The sequence below is a fragment of the Haloarcula hispanica ATCC 33960 genome, from assembly GCF_000223905.1.
Classification (GTDB): Archaea; Halobacteriota; Halobacteria; order Halobacteriales; family Haloarculaceae; genus Haloarcula; species Haloarcula hispanica.
This window is the reverse complement of sequence record NC_015948.1, coordinates 1,694,936-1,712,256: the sequence shown is the minus strand read 5'-3', so window position 1 is coordinate 1,712,256 and position 17,321 is coordinate 1,694,936. Positions and strand designations below refer to the sequence as shown.

The 17,321-nt window shown below is 64.9% G+C and carries 16 protein-coding genes; 12 read left to right on the top strand and 4 right to left on the bottom strand.

Going from position 1 to position 17,321, the window contains the following annotated elements; translation table 11 throughout:
- Positions 1-5 precede the first annotated feature (5 nt).
- The 7 genes from HAH_RS08560 (at position 6) to HAH_RS08530 (ending at position 8,046) form a co-directional block, all read left to right on the top strand.
- Positions 6-1,121, top strand: a complete 1,116-nt coding sequence (locus HAH_RS08560; protein WP_023843300.1) for a DUF3179 domain-containing protein — start codon at positions 6-8, stop codon at positions 1,119-1,121.
- Positions 1,111-1,713: a hypothetical protein gene (locus HAH_RS08555; RefSeq protein ID WP_014040567.1), complete on the top strand. Its 603-nt coding sequence runs from the start codon at positions 1,111-1,113 to the stop codon at positions 1,711-1,713. Before HAH_RS08560 ends, HAH_RS08555 begins: the two co-directional genes overlap by 11 nt.
- Positions 1,714-1,846: 133 nt before the next feature.
- Complete coding sequence (locus tag HAH_RS08550; protein ID WP_023843299.1) at positions 1,847-3,031, top strand: vWA domain-containing protein; 1,185 nt, start codon at positions 1,847-1,849, stop codon at positions 3,029-3,031.
- A gap of 56 nt (positions 3,032-3,087) precedes the next feature.
- Positions 3,088-4,326: a serine/threonine protein kinase gene (locus tag HAH_RS08545; RefSeq protein WP_014040565.1), complete on the top strand. Its 1,239-nt coding sequence runs from the start codon at positions 3,088-3,090 to the stop codon at positions 4,324-4,326.
- Positions 4,323-5,531 (top strand): PP2C family protein-serine/threonine phosphatase, encoded by a 1,209-nt coding sequence (locus tag HAH_RS08540; RefSeq protein ID WP_014040564.1) that lies wholly within the window; start codon positions 4,323-4,325, stop codon positions 5,529-5,531. Before HAH_RS08545 ends, HAH_RS08540 begins: the two co-directional genes overlap by 4 nt.
- Before the next feature lie 60 nt (positions 5,532-5,591).
- Entirely contained in the window at positions 5,592-6,734 is a 1,143-nt protein-coding gene (locus tag HAH_RS08535; RefSeq protein WP_023843298.1) for a double zinc ribbon domain-containing protein, read from the top strand.
- A 40-nt stretch (positions 6,735-6,774) separates the two neighbouring features.
- Positions 6,775-8,046, top strand: coding sequence for a hypothetical protein (locus HAH_RS08530; RefSeq protein WP_014040562.1), 1,272 nt, complete (start codon positions 6,775-6,777; stop codon positions 8,044-8,046).
- A 5-nt stretch (positions 8,047-8,051) separates the two neighbouring features.
- On the opposite strand, the gene HAH_RS08525 is transcribed toward HAH_RS08530, so the two are convergent.
- The 4 genes from HAH_RS08525 to HAH_RS08510 are packed head-to-tail and all read right to left on the bottom strand — an operon-like array spanning position 8,052 to position 12,118.
- Positions 8,052-8,600, bottom strand: a complete 549-nt coding sequence (locus HAH_RS08525) for a hypothetical protein (RefSeq protein ID WP_014040561.1) — start codon at positions 8,598-8,600, stop codon at positions 8,052-8,054.
- A gap of 23 nt (positions 8,601-8,623) precedes the next feature.
- Complete coding sequence (locus tag HAH_RS08520; RefSeq protein ID WP_014040560.1) at positions 8,624-10,312, bottom strand: b(o/a)3-type cytochrome-c oxidase subunit 1; 1,689 nt, start codon at positions 10,310-10,312, stop codon at positions 8,624-8,626.
- Positions 10,312-10,881: a cytochrome c oxidase subunit II gene (locus HAH_RS08515; RefSeq protein ID WP_014040559.1), complete on the bottom strand. Its 570-nt coding sequence runs from the start codon at positions 10,879-10,881 to the stop codon at positions 10,312-10,314. The genes HAH_RS08520 and HAH_RS08515 overlap by 1 nt, the downstream gene beginning before the upstream one ends.
- Positions 10,882-10,885: 4 nt before the next feature.
- On the bottom strand, positions 10,886-12,118 hold the full coding sequence (locus HAH_RS08510) for a halocyanin domain-containing protein (protein WP_014040558.1): 1,233 nt from the start codon (positions 12,116-12,118) through the stop codon (positions 10,886-10,888).
- 167 nt (positions 12,119-12,285) lie between these two features.
- Between HAH_RS08510 and HAH_RS19695 the strand changes: the two genes are divergently transcribed.
- From HAH_RS19695 to HAH_RS08490, 5 genes are all read left to right on the top strand, one after another.
- Entirely contained in the window at positions 12,286-12,462 is a 177-nt protein-coding gene (locus tag HAH_RS19695; protein ID WP_023843297.1) for a hypothetical protein, read from the top strand.
- A 1-nt stretch (position 12,463) separates the two neighbouring features.
- Entirely contained in the window at positions 12,464-13,237 is a 774-nt protein-coding gene (locus HAH_RS08505) for a sulfite exporter TauE/SafE family protein (protein WP_014040556.1), read from the top strand.
- A complete protein-coding gene (locus tag HAH_RS08500) occupies positions 13,234-15,615 on the top strand; it encodes a heavy metal translocating P-type ATPase (protein WP_014040555.1) in 2,382 nt (793 codons plus the stop codon). The genes HAH_RS08505 and HAH_RS08500 overlap by 4 nt, the downstream gene beginning before the upstream one ends.
- A 645-nt stretch (positions 15,616-16,260) precedes the next feature.
- Positions 16,261-16,572 (top strand): hypothetical protein, encoded by a 312-nt coding sequence (locus HAH_RS08495; RefSeq protein ID WP_014040554.1) that lies wholly within the window; start codon positions 16,261-16,263, stop codon positions 16,570-16,572.
- 286 nt (positions 16,573-16,858) lie between these two features.
- A complete protein-coding gene (locus HAH_RS08490; protein ID WP_014040553.1) occupies positions 16,859-17,299 on the top strand; it encodes an SRPBCC family protein in 441 nt (146 codons plus the stop codon).
- The last annotated feature ends 22 nt before the right edge of the window (positions 17,300-17,321 follow it).

Here is a 17,321-nt window from a genome sequence, read left to right as displayed (position 1 = left end):
ATGGCATGGACCTTTCCCGCCGACGGCTTCTCACGACGGTTGGTGCCGGTGTGACACTCGGCGGCGCAGGCTGCGCGGGAGATGACGGCTCGACTACTGGATCGCGTTCAGTGGCCGGGTCCGGCGGCGGAACCGGGACGCCATCGACGGCAACCGACCGAAGCGACGGGTCGAAGCCACCGACGGCTGATGGTCGCCTGCATCTAGACTACGAGATCGGGACGCTCGAAGAGAAGATCGTCAGCGGCGGCGTTCGTAAAGACGGTATTCCGTCCATCGACGACCCGACGTTTGCCGAGACGCCTCCAGAGATACTGGCTCCGGACGACCCGGTGTTCGGCGTGGTCCGCGACGGGGAGGCGAAAGCCTATCCGCAGTACATTCTCGTCCACCACGAAATCGTGAACGACACTGTCGGTGGTAATTCCGTCGCTGTGACGTACTGTCCGCTGACGGGCACCGCACAGGGATTCGAGCGCGGTCCAGTGGAGTTCGGCGTCTCAGGGCGGCTTGTGAACTCGAATTTGACGATGTACGACCGGGGCACCGATAGCTGGTGGCCACAGATGCTGGCGACAGCGATTACGGGCCCATTAACTGGCGAGTCGCTGCGGGAGTTCCGGATCACTTGGACGACGTGGGACCGCTGGTCCAGTACCTATCCGGAAACGACCGTTCTGACCGAGGATACCAGCTTCTCGCGGCGTTACGGCACTGATCCATACGGCCAGTACAACGCGAAACGCGGCTACTATTCGAGCACTCGGACGCTGTTTGAGCCGCTGCAGGGTGACAGCCGCGCGCACCCAAAGACCGTCGTCATCGGGACCCGGACGGAGACGGGGGCGGTGGCCTTCGATAAGGGAACACTGCTGAGTCAGCGCGTTCTGACAGGCAACATCGGCGACACGCCGTACGTCGCCGTCGCCGACACCGACCTCGAAACGGGCTACGTGTACGCGAATCCGGAGTCAGCGACGGTCGAAGCGGCGGACGACGGCTACACGCTCGAAGGGACCACACACGATGCCGATTCGCTCCCGCTGGACCGTTCACTGGCCTTCGACGCCATGTGGTTCGCCTGGGCCGGCTTCTATCCGGAGAGTGCGTATGTCGACTGATAGTGCAGCCGACGGGGCTGGTGTGGCCGCTCGCATCGAACGCTTGCTTCGGCACACTGCGGTTGCGGTCCGGGGAGCGCTCACCCGCCGCGACGGTCAGTTGCTTCTGGGTGTGTCTGGACTGGCGTACTTCCTGCTGTACCTCGCTGGTCTCAGACACCTCGGTTTCGGCCCAGCCGGCTACGAGGTTTCTGTCGTCAGTAACCCGCTTACCCGTGCGTTCCGGCAGGTCGGGCCGTTTCAGTGGGAACCGATTGCACTGGTCGTCGTCGGCCCAGTCGAACTGCTCGTCTCGCCGCTGAACGTGCTTCTCGGTGCCGTCTTGGCATCGCTGGTCGGACTCAACCTCGCCGTCTCCGCCGTCGCGTGGCGCGGCCCATCGGCCTGCCGTCTCGGCCCGGGGGCAGGGGCTGTGTCGGGGTTGCCGGGACTGCTCTCCGGATTCGCCTGCTGTGGGCCCACTATTTTGCTCGTTGTCGGTGTGCAGGCGAGCGCTGGACTTCTCTCGCTGTTCCAGTGGCTCCTTCCGCTCACTGTCGTGGCACTGCTCGGAACCCTTCTCTGGGTCGGCAGCCGAGTCGAGACAACGTGACAGGCGACGTAGACAGCACCTACTACTGGGAGATAGCTAGTAACTACAGGCTACCGACCCAGGTACCAGTTGGAACTTTTTTCCCTCGATTTGAGGGAAACATATAATTACTCCGTACGACCCATCTACCAGTATGACCGCTACTGTCGTGAGCGAGGTCAACCGACCCTACGTGCCGACGGGCGGGGCGAAACTGACCGCTGAAATCGAAGTCGAGCCCGGACGGTTGGAGGAGCCACCCACGCGACAGATTGCTCTCTGTATCGACGCGAGTGGATCGATGGCCGGCGAAGACATCGAACAGGCCCGCGCTGGCGCTGAATGGGTGTTCGGGCTACTCGACGAGGACGATTACATCTCGATCATCGCCTTCGACAACGAGGTCACGACGGTTCTTGCACCGACCCGGTGGGGGACTATTTCGCGTGAAACGGCAGTGGACGCGGTCGCTGACATCTCCGCTGGCGGGGGCACCGATATGTACAGCGGCCTGCTGGAAGCGAAGGCGTCCCTGCAGGATCTGCCGACAGACGACAACACGGCTCGGCGGGTCCTGCTCCTCTCTGATGGGAAGGACAACTCCCACGACCCGGAAGCGTTCGGGACGCTAGCACACGAAATCGACACCGAGGGCATCAGAATCAAGGCGGCCGGTATCGGGAGCGACTACCGCGAGGAGACGATCCGGACGCTCGGTACCGTTGCCCGCGGCGAATGGACACACCTGGACGCCGCCGGTGACATCGAGTCGTTCTTCGGCGACGCAGTCGAGGAGGCCGGGACCGTCGTCGCTCCCGACGCCCGTCTCGAACTTGACGTGGCTGACGGTGTCGAGGTGAGTGAAGTGTACCGCTCGCTGCCACAGACCCAGTCTGTAGACCCCAACTGGGAGGACAACGCGGCTGTCGTGCCGCTGCCCGACCTGCTAGAGCGGGAGACTCAGCGAGTCGTGCTGAAGATACACGCGCCGGCCAACGACCCGCAAGACGCCGTGTCCGTGGCGGATGTCACGCTGCACGCTGGCGGCGAGACGACGCGGGAATCGATCACCGTCGACTACACCGACGACGAGGCGAAACTGGCCGCGCACAACGAACAGGTCGACGTGGACCACCGACAGACCGTTATCAAGACGGAACTCGGCAAGGGCAACGTCGCCGAGGCACAGACCCAACTGGAGCGGATGACGCGCATCCACGGCGAGGACACCGAGGCCGTCCAGACCGCTGAGCGTGAGACGCGGATCGTGATGGAAGGCGGACGCAAGGAGCAGAACAAGGCGACGAAGATCGTCACTGACGAGGGCATCCAGAAGTGACTGCAACGACCTGCAGTGTCGGCAGGGCCGCTACTGGCCGGAGAAACTGGTGATCCATGAACTGGGAACCTGAGAGCGGTGATGTCATCGCCGGCCAGTACGAACTCGAGGAGTTCCTCGGCAAGGGAGGGTTCGCGAAGGCGTTCCGCGCCAGAGACACCGAGACGGGTGAGGCGGTCGCTGTGAAGTACCCCAACTACACCGAATCCCAGAACGACCCCGACATCATCGAGGAGTACTTCAAAAAGGAGGTCGGATCACTGGAACGCATCCGCCGGGCCGGCGGTCACGAGAACGTGATGGACTACTACGATCAGGTCACGGAGCGTGACGTTCCGTTTCTGGTCGTCCAGCTGATCGTCGACGGGATCGAACTCGACGAAGTCATCGACCAGCACGGCCCAATCGACGACAGCGAGCAGGTCCGACAGATCGGCATCGACCTCTGTGACGCGATGGGGTTTCTCCACGAGAACGAGATCGTCTACCGGGACCTGAAACCGGAGAACGTGATGCTCACGCCCGATATCACGCCCACGCTGATCGATTTCAATACGGCGACGGGGTTCGATGCCACCGAGGATCCGTCCTCCGGCAACACCGGGACGACGATTCTGGGGCCGTTCAAGCCCCGCGAAGTCGCCGAGGCCAGCCGAACCGACGTTCGGCAGGGGCCGTGGTCGGACGTGTATTCTATCGGGAAGATACTCCTATTCTTGCTCAAGGGGAGCGTCCCGAAGAAAGACGGGGTGAACCCGCAAGCGTTCGGGGCCGACTGCGACGATTATCTGGCCGAAATCGTCGAACGGGCCACGCAGTCACATTACCGCGACCGATACCGGAACGCGACGGTCCTCAAAGAGGTCCTCGAACGGCGCGATCCAACGCCGCCCGCGACGGCGTCAGTGACGTACATTCAAGCGGACAGGCAGTTCACCGTCGAACCGGGCGACACTATCGGGCGACAGGGCGCGAGCGGTCCCCCGGCATCGATAACAATCGAAGACCCGCAGGGGGAGTACATCTCCTCGGTGCAGGTACAGTTCGATATCGAGGACGGCGAGTGGTCCCTCCACGACCGGAGCCTCAACGGGACGTTCGTCCAGAAGGGGGCCGGTTGGCAGCGGGTCCTCTCCGAACCCGGACGCAACCGTCTGCGCTCCGAGGGCGAGGACCCGACCGACAGACACGGCAACGTTCCACCCGAGTCGGTGACACTCACCGACGGCGACCTGGTGTCGCTGGTCCATCCGACCTACGGGGTCACGTTCGAGTTCCATCCGGAGGAGTCATGAGATACAGCACGAACTACGACATCGGCGAGCGGAAGCGAGGACAGGGCATCAACGAGGACAGCGTCTCGCTGACGGTGTTCGAGGAGGGGCATCGGGACGGCTACCGCGGGCAAGACAGACCACAGTCGAAGGAGCCGGTCACAGCAGACGGCGACGAGACGGCGGATGTGACAGACGAGACAGCCGGTACTGAGACGGCGGCCGATACCGCTGACGACACGGACGCAGCGGACACTGATGAAGGGGCTTCAGCTGACACTGAGGGCAACGGGAGACCGATGAACCGTTCGGCCGGCGTGTTCGTGGTGGCCGACGGTGCCGGCGGACACGACGCCGGAGACATTGCGTCGTACATTACGACGACTATCGTGGCTGAACACCTCGCCCCCGTGGCGATTCGAACGGCCCGGAGTTATCCCGGCGGGTTCGACGTCGATGTCGCCCGCGATGTCCTCCCGGACCCGCCCGGCGAACAGGAACTCGAAACTGCCGTGGCGGAGGCGATTACGGCGGCCCACCGCGAGATCATCCGGTACGCAAACGAGACCGGGACCCAATCCTACACGACGGTCGTTGCAGGCATCTACGCCGACGGCAAACTCCACTACGGCTGGGTCGGTGATAGCCGGGCTTACGTCGTCAACAGCGCCCGTGAGACGATTTCACCGCTGACCAGAGACCACGCCGTCGTTCAGGAGTGGGTCGACAACGACGAAATCGACCCGGTCGAGGCACACGTCCACCCGAACGGCAACGAGATCACACGCGCGCTGGGCGGGTCCGGCTACGAGGACCCCGACGAGGCGACTGTCGGGGTGGACACGCGGACGGTCAGGCTGTACGCGGAGGACACGGTGTTGGCGACCAGCGACGGACTCATCGACGCACAGACCGACGCGCCGGAACTGTACGAGGAGTACGTCGATTCGGACCACGCCGATTCAGTGGCCGAGCGTATCCGCGAAGCGGCCGTCACCGACGACGAGATCCGTGACGTGGTCCTCGATGCAGCGTCCCTCGACGCGGCGAGTCGGGAGTTCGTGTCACTGGCAAACGACCGCGGGGGGAAGGACAACATCTCCGTGCTCCTGTTTGCCGACAGTGCGCTTCCGGAAACACCGGAAAGCGGCGGGATGCCAGTTCGAGATATCGACCCTGATCTCGACATTTCCGAACGGGATACCGTTATTATGACAGACGAATAGAGAGAAAGTTTCGTGGGACAAGTATTTTATTTCTCGACTCTATACTCTCTAACGAAACCCATGCCTGAATCCGACCGCACGGTAAAATGCCCCATATGCGACGAGGACTTTGATCCGACAGTCGCGGGCGGATGGTGCACAAACCCGGACTGTGGTGAGTGGCAACACACTGACGAAAGCGCTGCTGATTTTGACACCGACGATGCGGTGCCGGACGACGCCGACCTGATACCGGAAGGCACGGACGAGGCGGACCCGACGGATGGCCGGTCGATGGGGGCTAGCGACGAAGCCGACGCCCCGGATGGGCACACTGTCGACAATGACAGCGACGACGACGCATCGGTGGATGGAGCCTCGGATACTGGGGCAGCCGAGGCCGGAGACGAGACGGTGGGGACGGCGGAGACGGCGACGGAACACGAGCCTGAAGCCGACACCGATGCCGAAAACGAAACCGAGCCGAAGGCTGCGGAAGAACCCGACGAGAATGATGACACCTCGGACCAGTCCAGCAGTGACTCCGATGCGGACGCCGAGACATCCAACGACGCCTCGGAGACAGATGACGATGCGGCGACGATCGCCTGTCCGGACTGTGACCGCGAACTCGACGCCGACGCGAATTTCTGTGTCGCCTGCGGTGCCGACGTACAGGATATCACACCGGGCGACGACGGCTCGCTCGACGCGTGCCCGTCCTGTGACACCGCTGTCGACGACGATGCCAGCTTCTGTGTCAACTGTGGGGAGGACTTAGACGCACATCGCGGCGAGAGCGACACGCCGACGGCTGACTCGACAGGGTCGTCGACCGCCGATGAGACGGAGAGTGAGTCAGGAGCCACGGGCAACGCCGTCGACACACTCGCGTCACAGTCCACCGACGACGCGGCGGTACCGGACAAACTCGTCCTCTCGGTCGAGGGTCGTGACATCACCATCGAAGACGGTGACCGCATCGGCCGGGAGATTCGGGCGGCACTATTGGATGCCGGGCGACCGGAAGACGAAGCGGTTCGGATCCACCGCGAACACGTCCGGTTCGACCGCCAGCCGGAAGGGTACTATCTGGTCGACCTCGGGGACAACCCGACGCGGCTGAACGAGACCCAGTTGAAGAAAGGCGACCGGGAACCGATCCAACCGGGCGACGAACTCGAACTGTCGGGCGTCGCCACGATGACAATTCGGGCGGCGTGACCACCCACAGTTAAGCGGTCGGTCGGGAAACATCAGGCTGATGGAGCGTGGTCGACTGGGGTTGGAACTCCGCGAGTCCGCCGCACTACTGCGAACTGAAACCTGGCTGTTTGTGGGTGTGGGTCTGGCATGGCTCGTCTACGGTGGCTGGGTGCTCGCGACGGGGCTGCTGTTGGCGCAGTTCCCAGGGATCGAAGGTACTGTTCTTGTGACACTTGCTGGCCGGACTATCTCGCTACGCACTGTACTTGCCGCCAGTCTCTGGCTCCTCGGTCCGTCGCTGGCGACCGTTGTCCTCGTCAACCGACGGCTTCGGAACAGCTACGGCAACCTCGCCGACGCGTATCGGCTGGACCATCCGAGCCTGTTGCTCGCCCTCCCCGGCAGTGTGCTTCTGGGCTGCCTGTTGCTCAGTGTCACGCTCGGCCAGCAACGTCTGCTCACGGTAGTTGCACTGTTCGGGACGGTGCATCTCGTCGTCCGGACCGTCGCCTATGGACACCGCGTCTACACGCTTTCGGTTCCACGACTCCTGTCGCTGCTGGTGTTCGTAAGCGCCGCTGCTCTCGGGACTGGGTGGCTGACCCAGCCGGTCGTCGCACCCGGCGTGTCGTCGTCGCTGTCCCCGTGGCTGGCGCGGGCGGGCGTCGGTCCCGTGGCGGAGACGGCGCTGCAACTGACGGGCGTACAGCCATCGCAAGCCACACCTCTGTTCATCGCCGTCCCCGGTGTGCTGGCGAGCGCGTACCTCCTGTTCCAACTGCTCGCTGGAACCGTCGTTCGAATCCGTGCGCCGCTTTCGAACCCCCAGCGCCGTCCGGACCAGCGGTTCCCTATCATGCCACCGGTCGGCGGCTCACAAAGCAGCGACGAGAGTCCGACTGCTGAACGGACTGTGGACGCCGCACCGGACTCCCGGGAACAGACTGGAGCGGGGACCGACACCGCAGATGCTGACAGCGACGAGGAGCCACCGGGACACACCGGGACGCGAGTGTTTTCGCCCGACGAGGTCCCGGCGGCGGAACCGCCCGCTCACGGATCGGAACAGAACAACGCGCAGCCGTCGGACGCCGACGCGGAACCGGAAACGGCGGCCACCGACAGCGGTACAGAAACGGAATCGGAGACGGCCGGGACGGACAGTTCGAATGAGACTGCCTCGGCGACAGACGAGGCATGGATGGACGATACGTCCGTCTTCACGCCGGGCGGCCGCGACGCCGGCCAGTCGTACTGTGGCGAGTGCGGCGAGTCGCTCCCGCCCGATGCTACCGCCTGCCCGTCCTGTGGCGACCCCGTGGACGAGTGAGACGGTCAGCGGTTCGAAACGGGGATGTCACCGAGCGCAACGGTGTATTGCGTCGATTGTACCGAGCCCCCGTCCGGATACACTAGCACTGTTACGGAGACAGTGTCCGGTCGTTCGCCGGGGGGCAGTAGCCACGACTTGGTCACGTCGTCAGTCTGATTCACTGGTAGCTGTCCGGTGCTCGCGGATTCCGCAACCGTCTCGCCGCTGCGGGTGGTGACGCTGTCGAGACGAACTGCCGCGGGGTCTGTCCCGGTGTTCGTCACGTTCACCGTGAGCGTGAACCGCCACCCCTCGTCAGCGGTGACGACAGACGCCGCATCGATGCGGGCTGAGACGTTCGCGGATTCCAGAATCGGGTCGCCGACGCCGGCACCGGCCGGCTCCGCAGTCGGCGTTTCGGGGACCGCCTCACCTCCGGTGTCCCCGGTCAAATGATGCCCCATCATACTCCCGAAGGTAACGACCTCGATGAGGATCGGCAAGCCGATTCCAACGATGATGAGGAGTCGTAGCAGCGTTTTCTGCTCCGGACCGTCGACGTCGTCGAACATGATGAGAGAGTAGTGAAGTTGTGTTAGACCGGGATCGGCGGGCTACCGGGCGCGAACAGTCCATCAGCGACCATGCTGGCGAGCGGCGGCCCGTAGGCGATGGCGATGAGCAGCAGGGCAATCGCCGTCCAGAGCTTGTAGTTGTCCAGGATACGCGGGCTGTGGTCCGCGCCGGACAGCGGCTCCGGAATCGTCCCGTTGACCGACAGCGTCCCGCCGCGGCGAGCGAGCAAGGTGTCGGCCATGACGATGAGGAACATCGCCGCGCCGACGAACAGCAGGAAGCCGCCGATGGCGATCTGGATGCGCATTTCGCCGACCGTTCCGGCGACGCCCTCGAACGCGAACTCGTCGTACGTCGGTTCGGCAGTCCGTCGCGGAATGCCGGCGAGGCCGGCGCGGTGCATGGCGTTCGACATCACCGCCATGCCCACGAACCAGACGTACGGCTGGAGCGTGGCGATGGTGCGCTGTCGGAGTTTCTTCCCGGTGATCTGTGGGACCAGCCAGTAGCTGATCGCCATCGCCGTTAGCGCGAACGCAGTCCCGACGGTGAGATGGAAGTGGCCGGGCACCCAGATGGTGTTGTGGATGAGGTAGTTGATGTTCATCCCGGCGTTGATCATGCCGGAGAACCCTCCTGCGGCGAACATCAGGCCGGCGAGCATACAGCCGGCGAAGGCCGGCTTACCCCAGGGCAGATTCCGAAGCCAGGAGAGATAGCCCTTTGCACCCCGCTGGCGAGCGCCGTGTTCGACCGAGGCGACCACGGTGAACGCGGTCAGCAGCGAGGGCAACAGCAAGAACATCGTGTTCGTCATCGCGATGAACTTGTAGCCCGAGGGGATGCCGGGGTCGGTGTACTGGTGGTGGAAGCCGACCGGGGTCGAAAGCAGCAGGAAGGCGACGAACACGACGCGGGCCAGCGGGTCACTGAACAGCCGCCCACCGGCCAGCTTCGGTAGAATCGTGTACCAGACGAGATACGCCGGCATGAGCCAGAAGTACACGACCGGGTGGCCGAAGTACCAGAACAGCGTCCGCGTCAGCAGCGGGTCGACGTTCTGGATGAGTCCGAGCGACCACGGAATGAGGAAGGCGACGACCTCGACGGCGACGCCGATGGTGGAGACGTACCACATCAGCATCGTCGTCAGGACCATGAACGTCTGCAGGGGAATGCGTTCACCCGGGTTCTCAGAGCGCCACTCCCACAGGGACTTGAAGTACGCGAGGCCGGCGACCCACGAGCCGACGATGATGAGCGCGGCGCCGATGTAGAACGCCGGGTGCGCCTTCATCGGGGCGTAGAAGGTGAACAGCACGTCCGCTTCGAGGTCGTGACCCAGGATCGACGGCGAACCGACGATACCGCCGATGATAGACACGGCCGCAAGCACCGTCCCCGTGAGCATTATCCAGAAGGCCGACCAGGCGATACGCTGTGGCAACTCCCGTTCGAGACTGCTGGCGACAGCCCATGTGAACAGTCCTGCGATGAAGAACGTGGTAAACACGAGCGCCAGCAGGACGCCGTGGCCCGTCAGAATCGTGTAGTAGTCGGCTGAACTGACGAAGCCCCGGAACACGCCGGTCCGATGGAGCGCCTGGATGACGCCGAACAGCGCACCGATTCCGAGAGCGATGAACGAGACGAGGAACTCGCTACGGACGAGCTTCGACGTTTTCGGATAGGAGTCGACGAACACCATTACTGATCCGCCTCCTCCTGAGCCTGTGCGTCATCTGCGGACTGGTCGATGTTCTCTTGCTGCATATCGTACTCCTCCGGCGGGACGACCTCGACGGAGCCACCCATCGTGTGATGGGCCGCCCCGCAGTATTCGTGACAGATGAGCCCGTAGGTGCCGGGCTCGTTGAATCGGGCCGAGACTTCTGAGACCTGTCCCGGGATGACCATCGTGTTGATGTTGGTTTCGACCACTGAGAAGCCGTGCACCACGTCTGCACTGGTCACCTTGAACGTGACGTTCTCACCCGCGGGCACGCGGATCGGTGTGTCCCCAGTTCCGGGAGAGAACTGGAACTGCCGGGCGACGACGTACACGACGTACTGCCCGTCCTCTTTGACGACACCGGGGTCGTCGAACTGGGTCCCAGTGTTACCGTTCTGTACTTCTTCTGCGCTGATCTGTCCGCCCGTATCGTCGACCATCCCGACGCCGACACCAACCGACCCGTACGCGATGGTGGCGATGAAACCGACGATGAGCAGTATCGCTGCACCGAGCCAAACTTTTTCGAATCTATGAACCTGCATGGTATCACCCGATTATGGAGACGCGGCCGAGGAACTCGACGAAGTACATGAACACCCACAGCAGGGCAATCAACACGAAGTAGAAGGCGACCAACGCCGCCGTTCCCTTCGGGTCGTACTCGTCGTGGCCCAGCTCGACAGCCGGTTCAGTTTCAGCGGCCTCTTCAACAGGTTCCGGGCCGCTCGCCCGCCGTAGCTCGCCACCTTCACCCGTCTGTGGAGGCCGCCCGTTCTGGCGGCGTCGCATCGCGACCGCGAACAACAGCGGCGAGAAGAACGCCAGCAGGACCGAGCCTGAAAGGAGCCACTGCGGGCCGGAGAGTTCGATACCGCTCCCTTCCTGTCCGCTGCCGCCGTCACTGCCACCACCGCTGCCATCGAGCGGGCCACCGACAACGACAGCGCCCTTCATCCCGAGTGACTCGTGAGGGACACAGACGTATTTGTACACGCCCATTTCCTCGAAGGTATGGCTGTAGGTCGTGCCGGCTTCGCTGACCGCGCCCCCGGAGTCGAGTGGACCGTCACCGTCGGAGACGACGTTGTGGCCGCCGCCTTCGCCGGTCCACTTCCACGTCACTTCGGTGCCGGGTGTCACCCGAACCGCTGGCGGGTCGAAGGCGAACGCGCCGTTGTTGCCCTGTGCACCGACCGATATCTCGACGCTATCGGCGTCGGTTCTGTCGACTGTCGTTCCGTCGTAGTTCGAGACGTCGTCGAACCAGCCGCCGTAATCCGGGTTTGCCGGCGGTCCTTGTTGCTGACCGCCGCCATCGGAGTCGCCGCCCCCGCTGCCACCGGACCGGACGACGACTGCGCCTTTCATTCCGAGCGCTTCGTGGGGAACACAGACGTACTTGAACATCCCCTCAGACTCGAAGGTGTGGCTGTAGGTCGTGCCGGCTTCGCTGACCGCGCCCCCGGAGTCGAGCGGGCCGTCGCCGTCGGAGACGACGTTGTGACCGCCGCCTTCGCCGTTCCACTCCCAGACGACCTCTGTGCCCGGGCTGACCATCACTGCCGGCGGGTCGAAGGCGAACGCGCCGTTGTTGCCCTGCGCGCCGACGGTGATTGTAACAGTGTCTTGGCCTCGCTTGTCGGCGGTCCCGTCGTAGTTCGACACGTCGTCGAACCAGCCGCCGTAGTCCGGTTCTTCCTGTGCTGTCGCCGTGCCGGTCGCGGCCAGCGCCGCCGTCCCGGCTGCGGCACCGACGAACTGTCGCCGACTCAGCGCCATCGTCGCACCCCCACCGCGTCGTGCGAATCTGGCAGCTGGCTGCTTCTAGCTTCGTGCCGTACCATATCTGGGAAGATAGCAGATTACCTAAAAAAACCCCTGATGGTGTTTTCAGCCGGCAGGAACGACCCGTTTCTTTTTATAATCCCTCTAACGTACGGCCAGATATGTCTGCGTCAAGCCCTCGGCTCGTGACGTTGCTGGCGCTGCTCGGTCTCGCGCCGGTCGCGTACTACATGCAGGGAACCGGACGCTCCATCGTCGCGCTCTCGCTGGTCAGCGTCGTCATCATCGCCGGCAGCCTGTTCTGGATGACACAACCAACCGAGTCGAGTACCGTCTGATATGCAGTTCGGGACGGCGGGGCTGAGTTCCGGTGAGACGGCCGGCCTCGCGGCGTTCGTCGGGCTGGGACTCGTCGGGAGTGTCCACTGCCTCGGGATGTGCGGGCCGTTAGTCACCACCTACGCCGATAGACTTGACGACGGCGGGCCGGTATCAGGCCACGAAATACGTCAGCACGCGCTGTTCAACGCCGGACGGACGCTGAGCTACGCGCTCGTCGGAACGGTGCTTGGCGCTGCTGGCAGCGTTCTGTACGACGTGGCCGGCTTAGCACGCCTCGGGACCGCCGTCCGTGGAGCCGTCGGGGTTTTCGTCGGCCTCGCTATCATCACCGTGGGGCTGGGGTATCTCTCCCGTGGCCGCGCCGTCGATGTGGCCCGGTCGCTACCGCTGGTCGGGGACCTGTTCCAGCGACTCTCCGCGTCGCTCGTTGCCAGAGTCGACCGGTGGGTCGACGGCCCGGGGATGGTCGCGCTGGGTGCAATGCACGGGCTGCTCCCCTGTCCGCTGCTCTACCCGGCGTTCCTGTATGCGTTTGCGACGGGCTCCGCGCTCACTGGCGGGCTCTCGCTGGCCGCGCTCGGCCTCGGGACGTTCCCGCTGGTGTTTGCCTACGGGACCGCCTTCGGCACGCTGTCGCCGGGCCATCGCGCAACGCTGCACCGGGTGCTCGGCGTCGTCTTCATCGCACTCGCGCTCGTCCCGCTGTCGAACGGGCTGGCGGCGTTCGGTATCGCCATCCCGAAACCACCCCTGCCGATGCCCTGGACATGACCCACTGTACGCTCTGTGACCTGCCGGTCGATACGCCGGTCACCGACGACGCGGTCGAGGGGACGTTCTGCTGTCGCGGCTGTCTGGAGGTCGCCCGGACGCTCGACGACCCGGCGACGGAGACCCGCGACGCGGCCGACACAGGACCCGATCCGGACGACGCCGACGGCGAGACGGCCTTCCTCTCCGTCGAGGGGATGCACTGTGCGACCTGCGAGACGTTTCTGGAAGCGCGGGCCACAGACCACGACGGCGTCGCCGCCGCGGCCGCCAGCTACCCGACGGGGACGATGAAACTCACCTACGACGCCGACGCGCTCTCCGAGTCGGACCTCGCGGACGCGGTGGCCGGCACCGGCTACGACGCCAGCCTGCAGGCCACGGAGACCGACGACGAGTACGAACTGGAGGGGCGTCTCATCGTCGGCGGCTTCTTCGGAATGATGACGATGCTGTGGTACATCCTCTTTCTCTACCCGGCCTACCTCGGTGTCGACTCGTCGCTGTTGCTGTTCGACCCGGCGGGGCAGGCGGGGGACTACCTGCTGTGGAACATGGCCGTGATGACCGGCGTCGTAGTCGGGTACACTGGGTGGCCGTTGCTTCGCGGGGCCTACGTCAGTCTCCGGGCTGGCCGTCCGAACATGGACCTGCTGGTGGCGATGGCCGCCGTGACCGCTTTCCTGTACAGCGTTGTCGCCGTCATTTTGGGACATACAGAGGTGTACTTCGACGTGGCGACGGTCATCGTCATGGCCGTCTCGGTCGGCGACTACTACCAGGACCGGGTTCGGCGGCGCGCGCTGGACCGCCTCACGGAGTTCACGACACAGCGGGCCGATAGCGCCCGGCGACGCACCGACGGTGGTCACGAGGAGGTCGATGTAGGGGTGCTGTCGCCCGGCGACGAAGTCGTTGTCCGGTCCGGGGATCGCGTCCCGGTCGACGGCACCGTCGTGGAAGGGACCGCTGCCGTCGACGAGTCGCTCGTGACCGGCGAGTCGCTAGCCGTCCGGAAGACGGACGGCGACGAGGTCATCGGCGGGTCCCTGGTCACGCAGGGCGGCGTCGTCGTCCAGGTCGGGCCGGACGCCGAGAGCACCGTCGACCGGCTGACGAACCTGCTGTGGGAGGTCCAGAGCACGCGCGGCGGCGTCCAGCGGCTGGTTGACCGTATCGCCGCCGTCTTCGTCCCGCTGGTGGTTTTCCTGGCTGTTCTCGCTACCGGCGGGCACCTCGTCGCCGGAGCGACGCCGACGGACGCGATGCTGACCGGGCTGGCTGTACTCGTGGTCTCCTGTCCCTGCGCGCTGGGGCTGGCGACGCCGCTGGCGACCGCGGCCGGCATCCGCCGGGCGCTGGACGGCGGGACCGTCGTCACCGGCGATGCGGTGTTCGAGACGGAGACCGACGCGGACGTGGTCGCGTTCGACAAGACGGGCACGCTGACGACCGGCGAGATGGAACTGCTGGAGCGGGCCGACGACCGGGCGATGGCCCGAGCCGCCGCGGTCGAGCAGTTCGCGGACCATCCCGTCGCCGAAGCGGTGACGGACGCCGTGTCGGTCCCCGACGCGACTGTCTCCGAGTTCGAGCAACACCCGGGCCAGGGCGTCAGTGCGACAGTCGATGGGGAACAGGTCGTCGTCGGGACGCAAGCGCTGTTCGACGACCTCGGGTTCGACGTGCCCGCCGACCTCCGGACCCAGTGTGAGCGTGCGACTGAGAACGGGCGTGTCCCGGCGCTCGTCGGCTGGGACGGCGAAGCACAGGACGTGCTCGTCGCGGGGGACAGGCTCCGCGCGAACTGGGAGTCGGTCGTCTCGACGCTCGCCCGGGACCGCGATGTCGTCGTCATCACTGGCGACCGGCCCGAGGCCGCCGTCCCGTTCGAGCGCCACGACGGCGTCGACGAAGTGTTCGCCGGGGTGCCGCCGGAGGCGAAAGCCGAAGTCGTCGAGCGACTGCAGTCCCGCGGGACTGTCGCGATGGTCGGCGACGGGAGTAACGACGCCCCGGCCCTGGCTGCCGCCGACGTCGGCATCGCTATGGCGTCAGGCACGTCACTGGCCGCCGATGCGGCCGACGCGGTCGTCACAACAGACGACCTGCGCGCCGTTCCTGACATGTTCGCCGTGACGGCCGCAACTCGCACGCGGGTCCGACAGAACCTCGCGTGGGCGTTCTGTTACAACGCCGTGGCGCTCCCGCTCGCGTTGCTTGGCGTCCTGAACCCACTGTTTGCGGCGCTGGCGATGACGGCCAGCAGCCTGCTCGTCGTGGGGAACTCCACGCGGACGCTGGCGGGAACAGCCACACACAGCAAGGCAAGTGCCGAGGGACCGACTGCGACGCAGCAACCAGCAGCGGCCGACTGAAGCCGTACTGTCGTGCCAGCGAACGTTCCCGTTCTTGTCATTTGGTATCATGTCTGAAACAGATTTAATATATCACCGGTTCTGGTCGGATATACGTCGCTTTCACCGACGTGGTGACCCATGACTTACGCAATTCCCGTTCCCGCGCCAACGTCGTTCGCTCGCTGGCTGTACAGCGGGCGGTCGGCTATCGAACGTAGCCTTGACGCTACGGTCGAGTACGCATCCCTTATTGGGGAACGGGCCACTGCGGACACCCGCTCGGTGAAAATTCCGCCCGTGGCACCATAGACTGGTTCGCTGCCGTGGGACCGGCGTCCCACTCACGGACGCCGCACTGCGGTGGCGATTCGTTCGGGCTCACTGTCAAGCGGTGAAGCCCTGTCTCCCGCTCGGCCACTCCGTCTGATAGGCCTGCACCGCCCAGTGTGGCCTGTCGGCCTGTGCCACTCGCCCCCGAGTCTGTACTGTGTCGTGTAGCTATCTCGCTGTCCAGCCTTCGGGTTCCCCATCCTCCCGGTGTGGGAATCCTGTACCGGCCGTTCCGGGCCGGACGTACGCGCCCGCCACCCGCGCAGTCTCCGACCGACGCGACTCGACTGGTGAGTGCCCTCTCGGCCCGGTTCGACTCCGGCCGTCGGCGTTATGTCGCTGCAGGCGACTCCCCCGACCGAGGTATCGGCCGACGTATCACTGCGCGTTCCGCGTGGCGGGTCCGAGACCCTCGAAGCCGGTGTCGCCGGTGTCCTCGCGGCCGTCGACGGCGTCGAAGACGTGGCGGTCGACCGCGTGACCAGCGTGCGGCCGACCTGGACCGACATCCGGGTCGACGCCGACGTGTCGCTGACCCTGTGCGTTGACGCTGAACGGAACACCGCCGATGGCCGCACCGAACTCCTGCAGGAGGGGTTCGGCGTGATGGCGGTCAACCGCCTCAACGTGACCGGTAACGCGTAAGCGCAACCCTCTAACTCGCCCCGTCTCCTGCTTTCCCGAAATCAACAAGTGGGGCCGGGTTCCTGCCTGGCGCAGGTCCGATTCCGGCCGGGAAATCACCCATGATGCATAGAACCTACCTCGCCGCTGTCATCGGTAGGCGGCGACGCGACTCGAAGAGCCGAGCACAGTCACGCCGTACCCGTCGGCTGTAGCCGCCGGGACCGGTCGCAGTCGTCCGTATCCGGACTAGTCTGCTGGCCTGTGTGGCCGAGCGTGTAAGATACTGGAGTGCGAAGCAGGACACATGACGGTCCATACGTCCGACGACCGCTGGCTCGATGCACCAGTCGAGACAGTGTTCACGTTCATGGACGAGCCGTCGAACCAGGCGGCCGTCACGCCGAGCCTTACCCGCGCCGAACGCATCGAGCGGCTGCCAAACAGCGGAAACCGCGCTGCGTACGAGTACAAAATGTTCGGAATCACCTTCACCGGTGAGGTCCGTGCCTCGACGTACAAGCCGCCCGAGCGTATCGTTTACGAGATGAGCGGCGACCTGACGGGCCGGATAGCCTGGCGGTTCGAACCGGAGCGCGGGGGCACGCGGCTCACATACGCGGCCGAGTACGAGGTCCCCGGGCCACTCCCGGAGGTTCTCCTCGCGCCGCTCATCCGCTGGTACAACCGCCGGGAGGTACGGCGGCTGCTGGAAAACATCGCCGGGGCAGTCGAAGGGGAAGAGTGAGTCGTCGCCGGTTCGCTGTCGT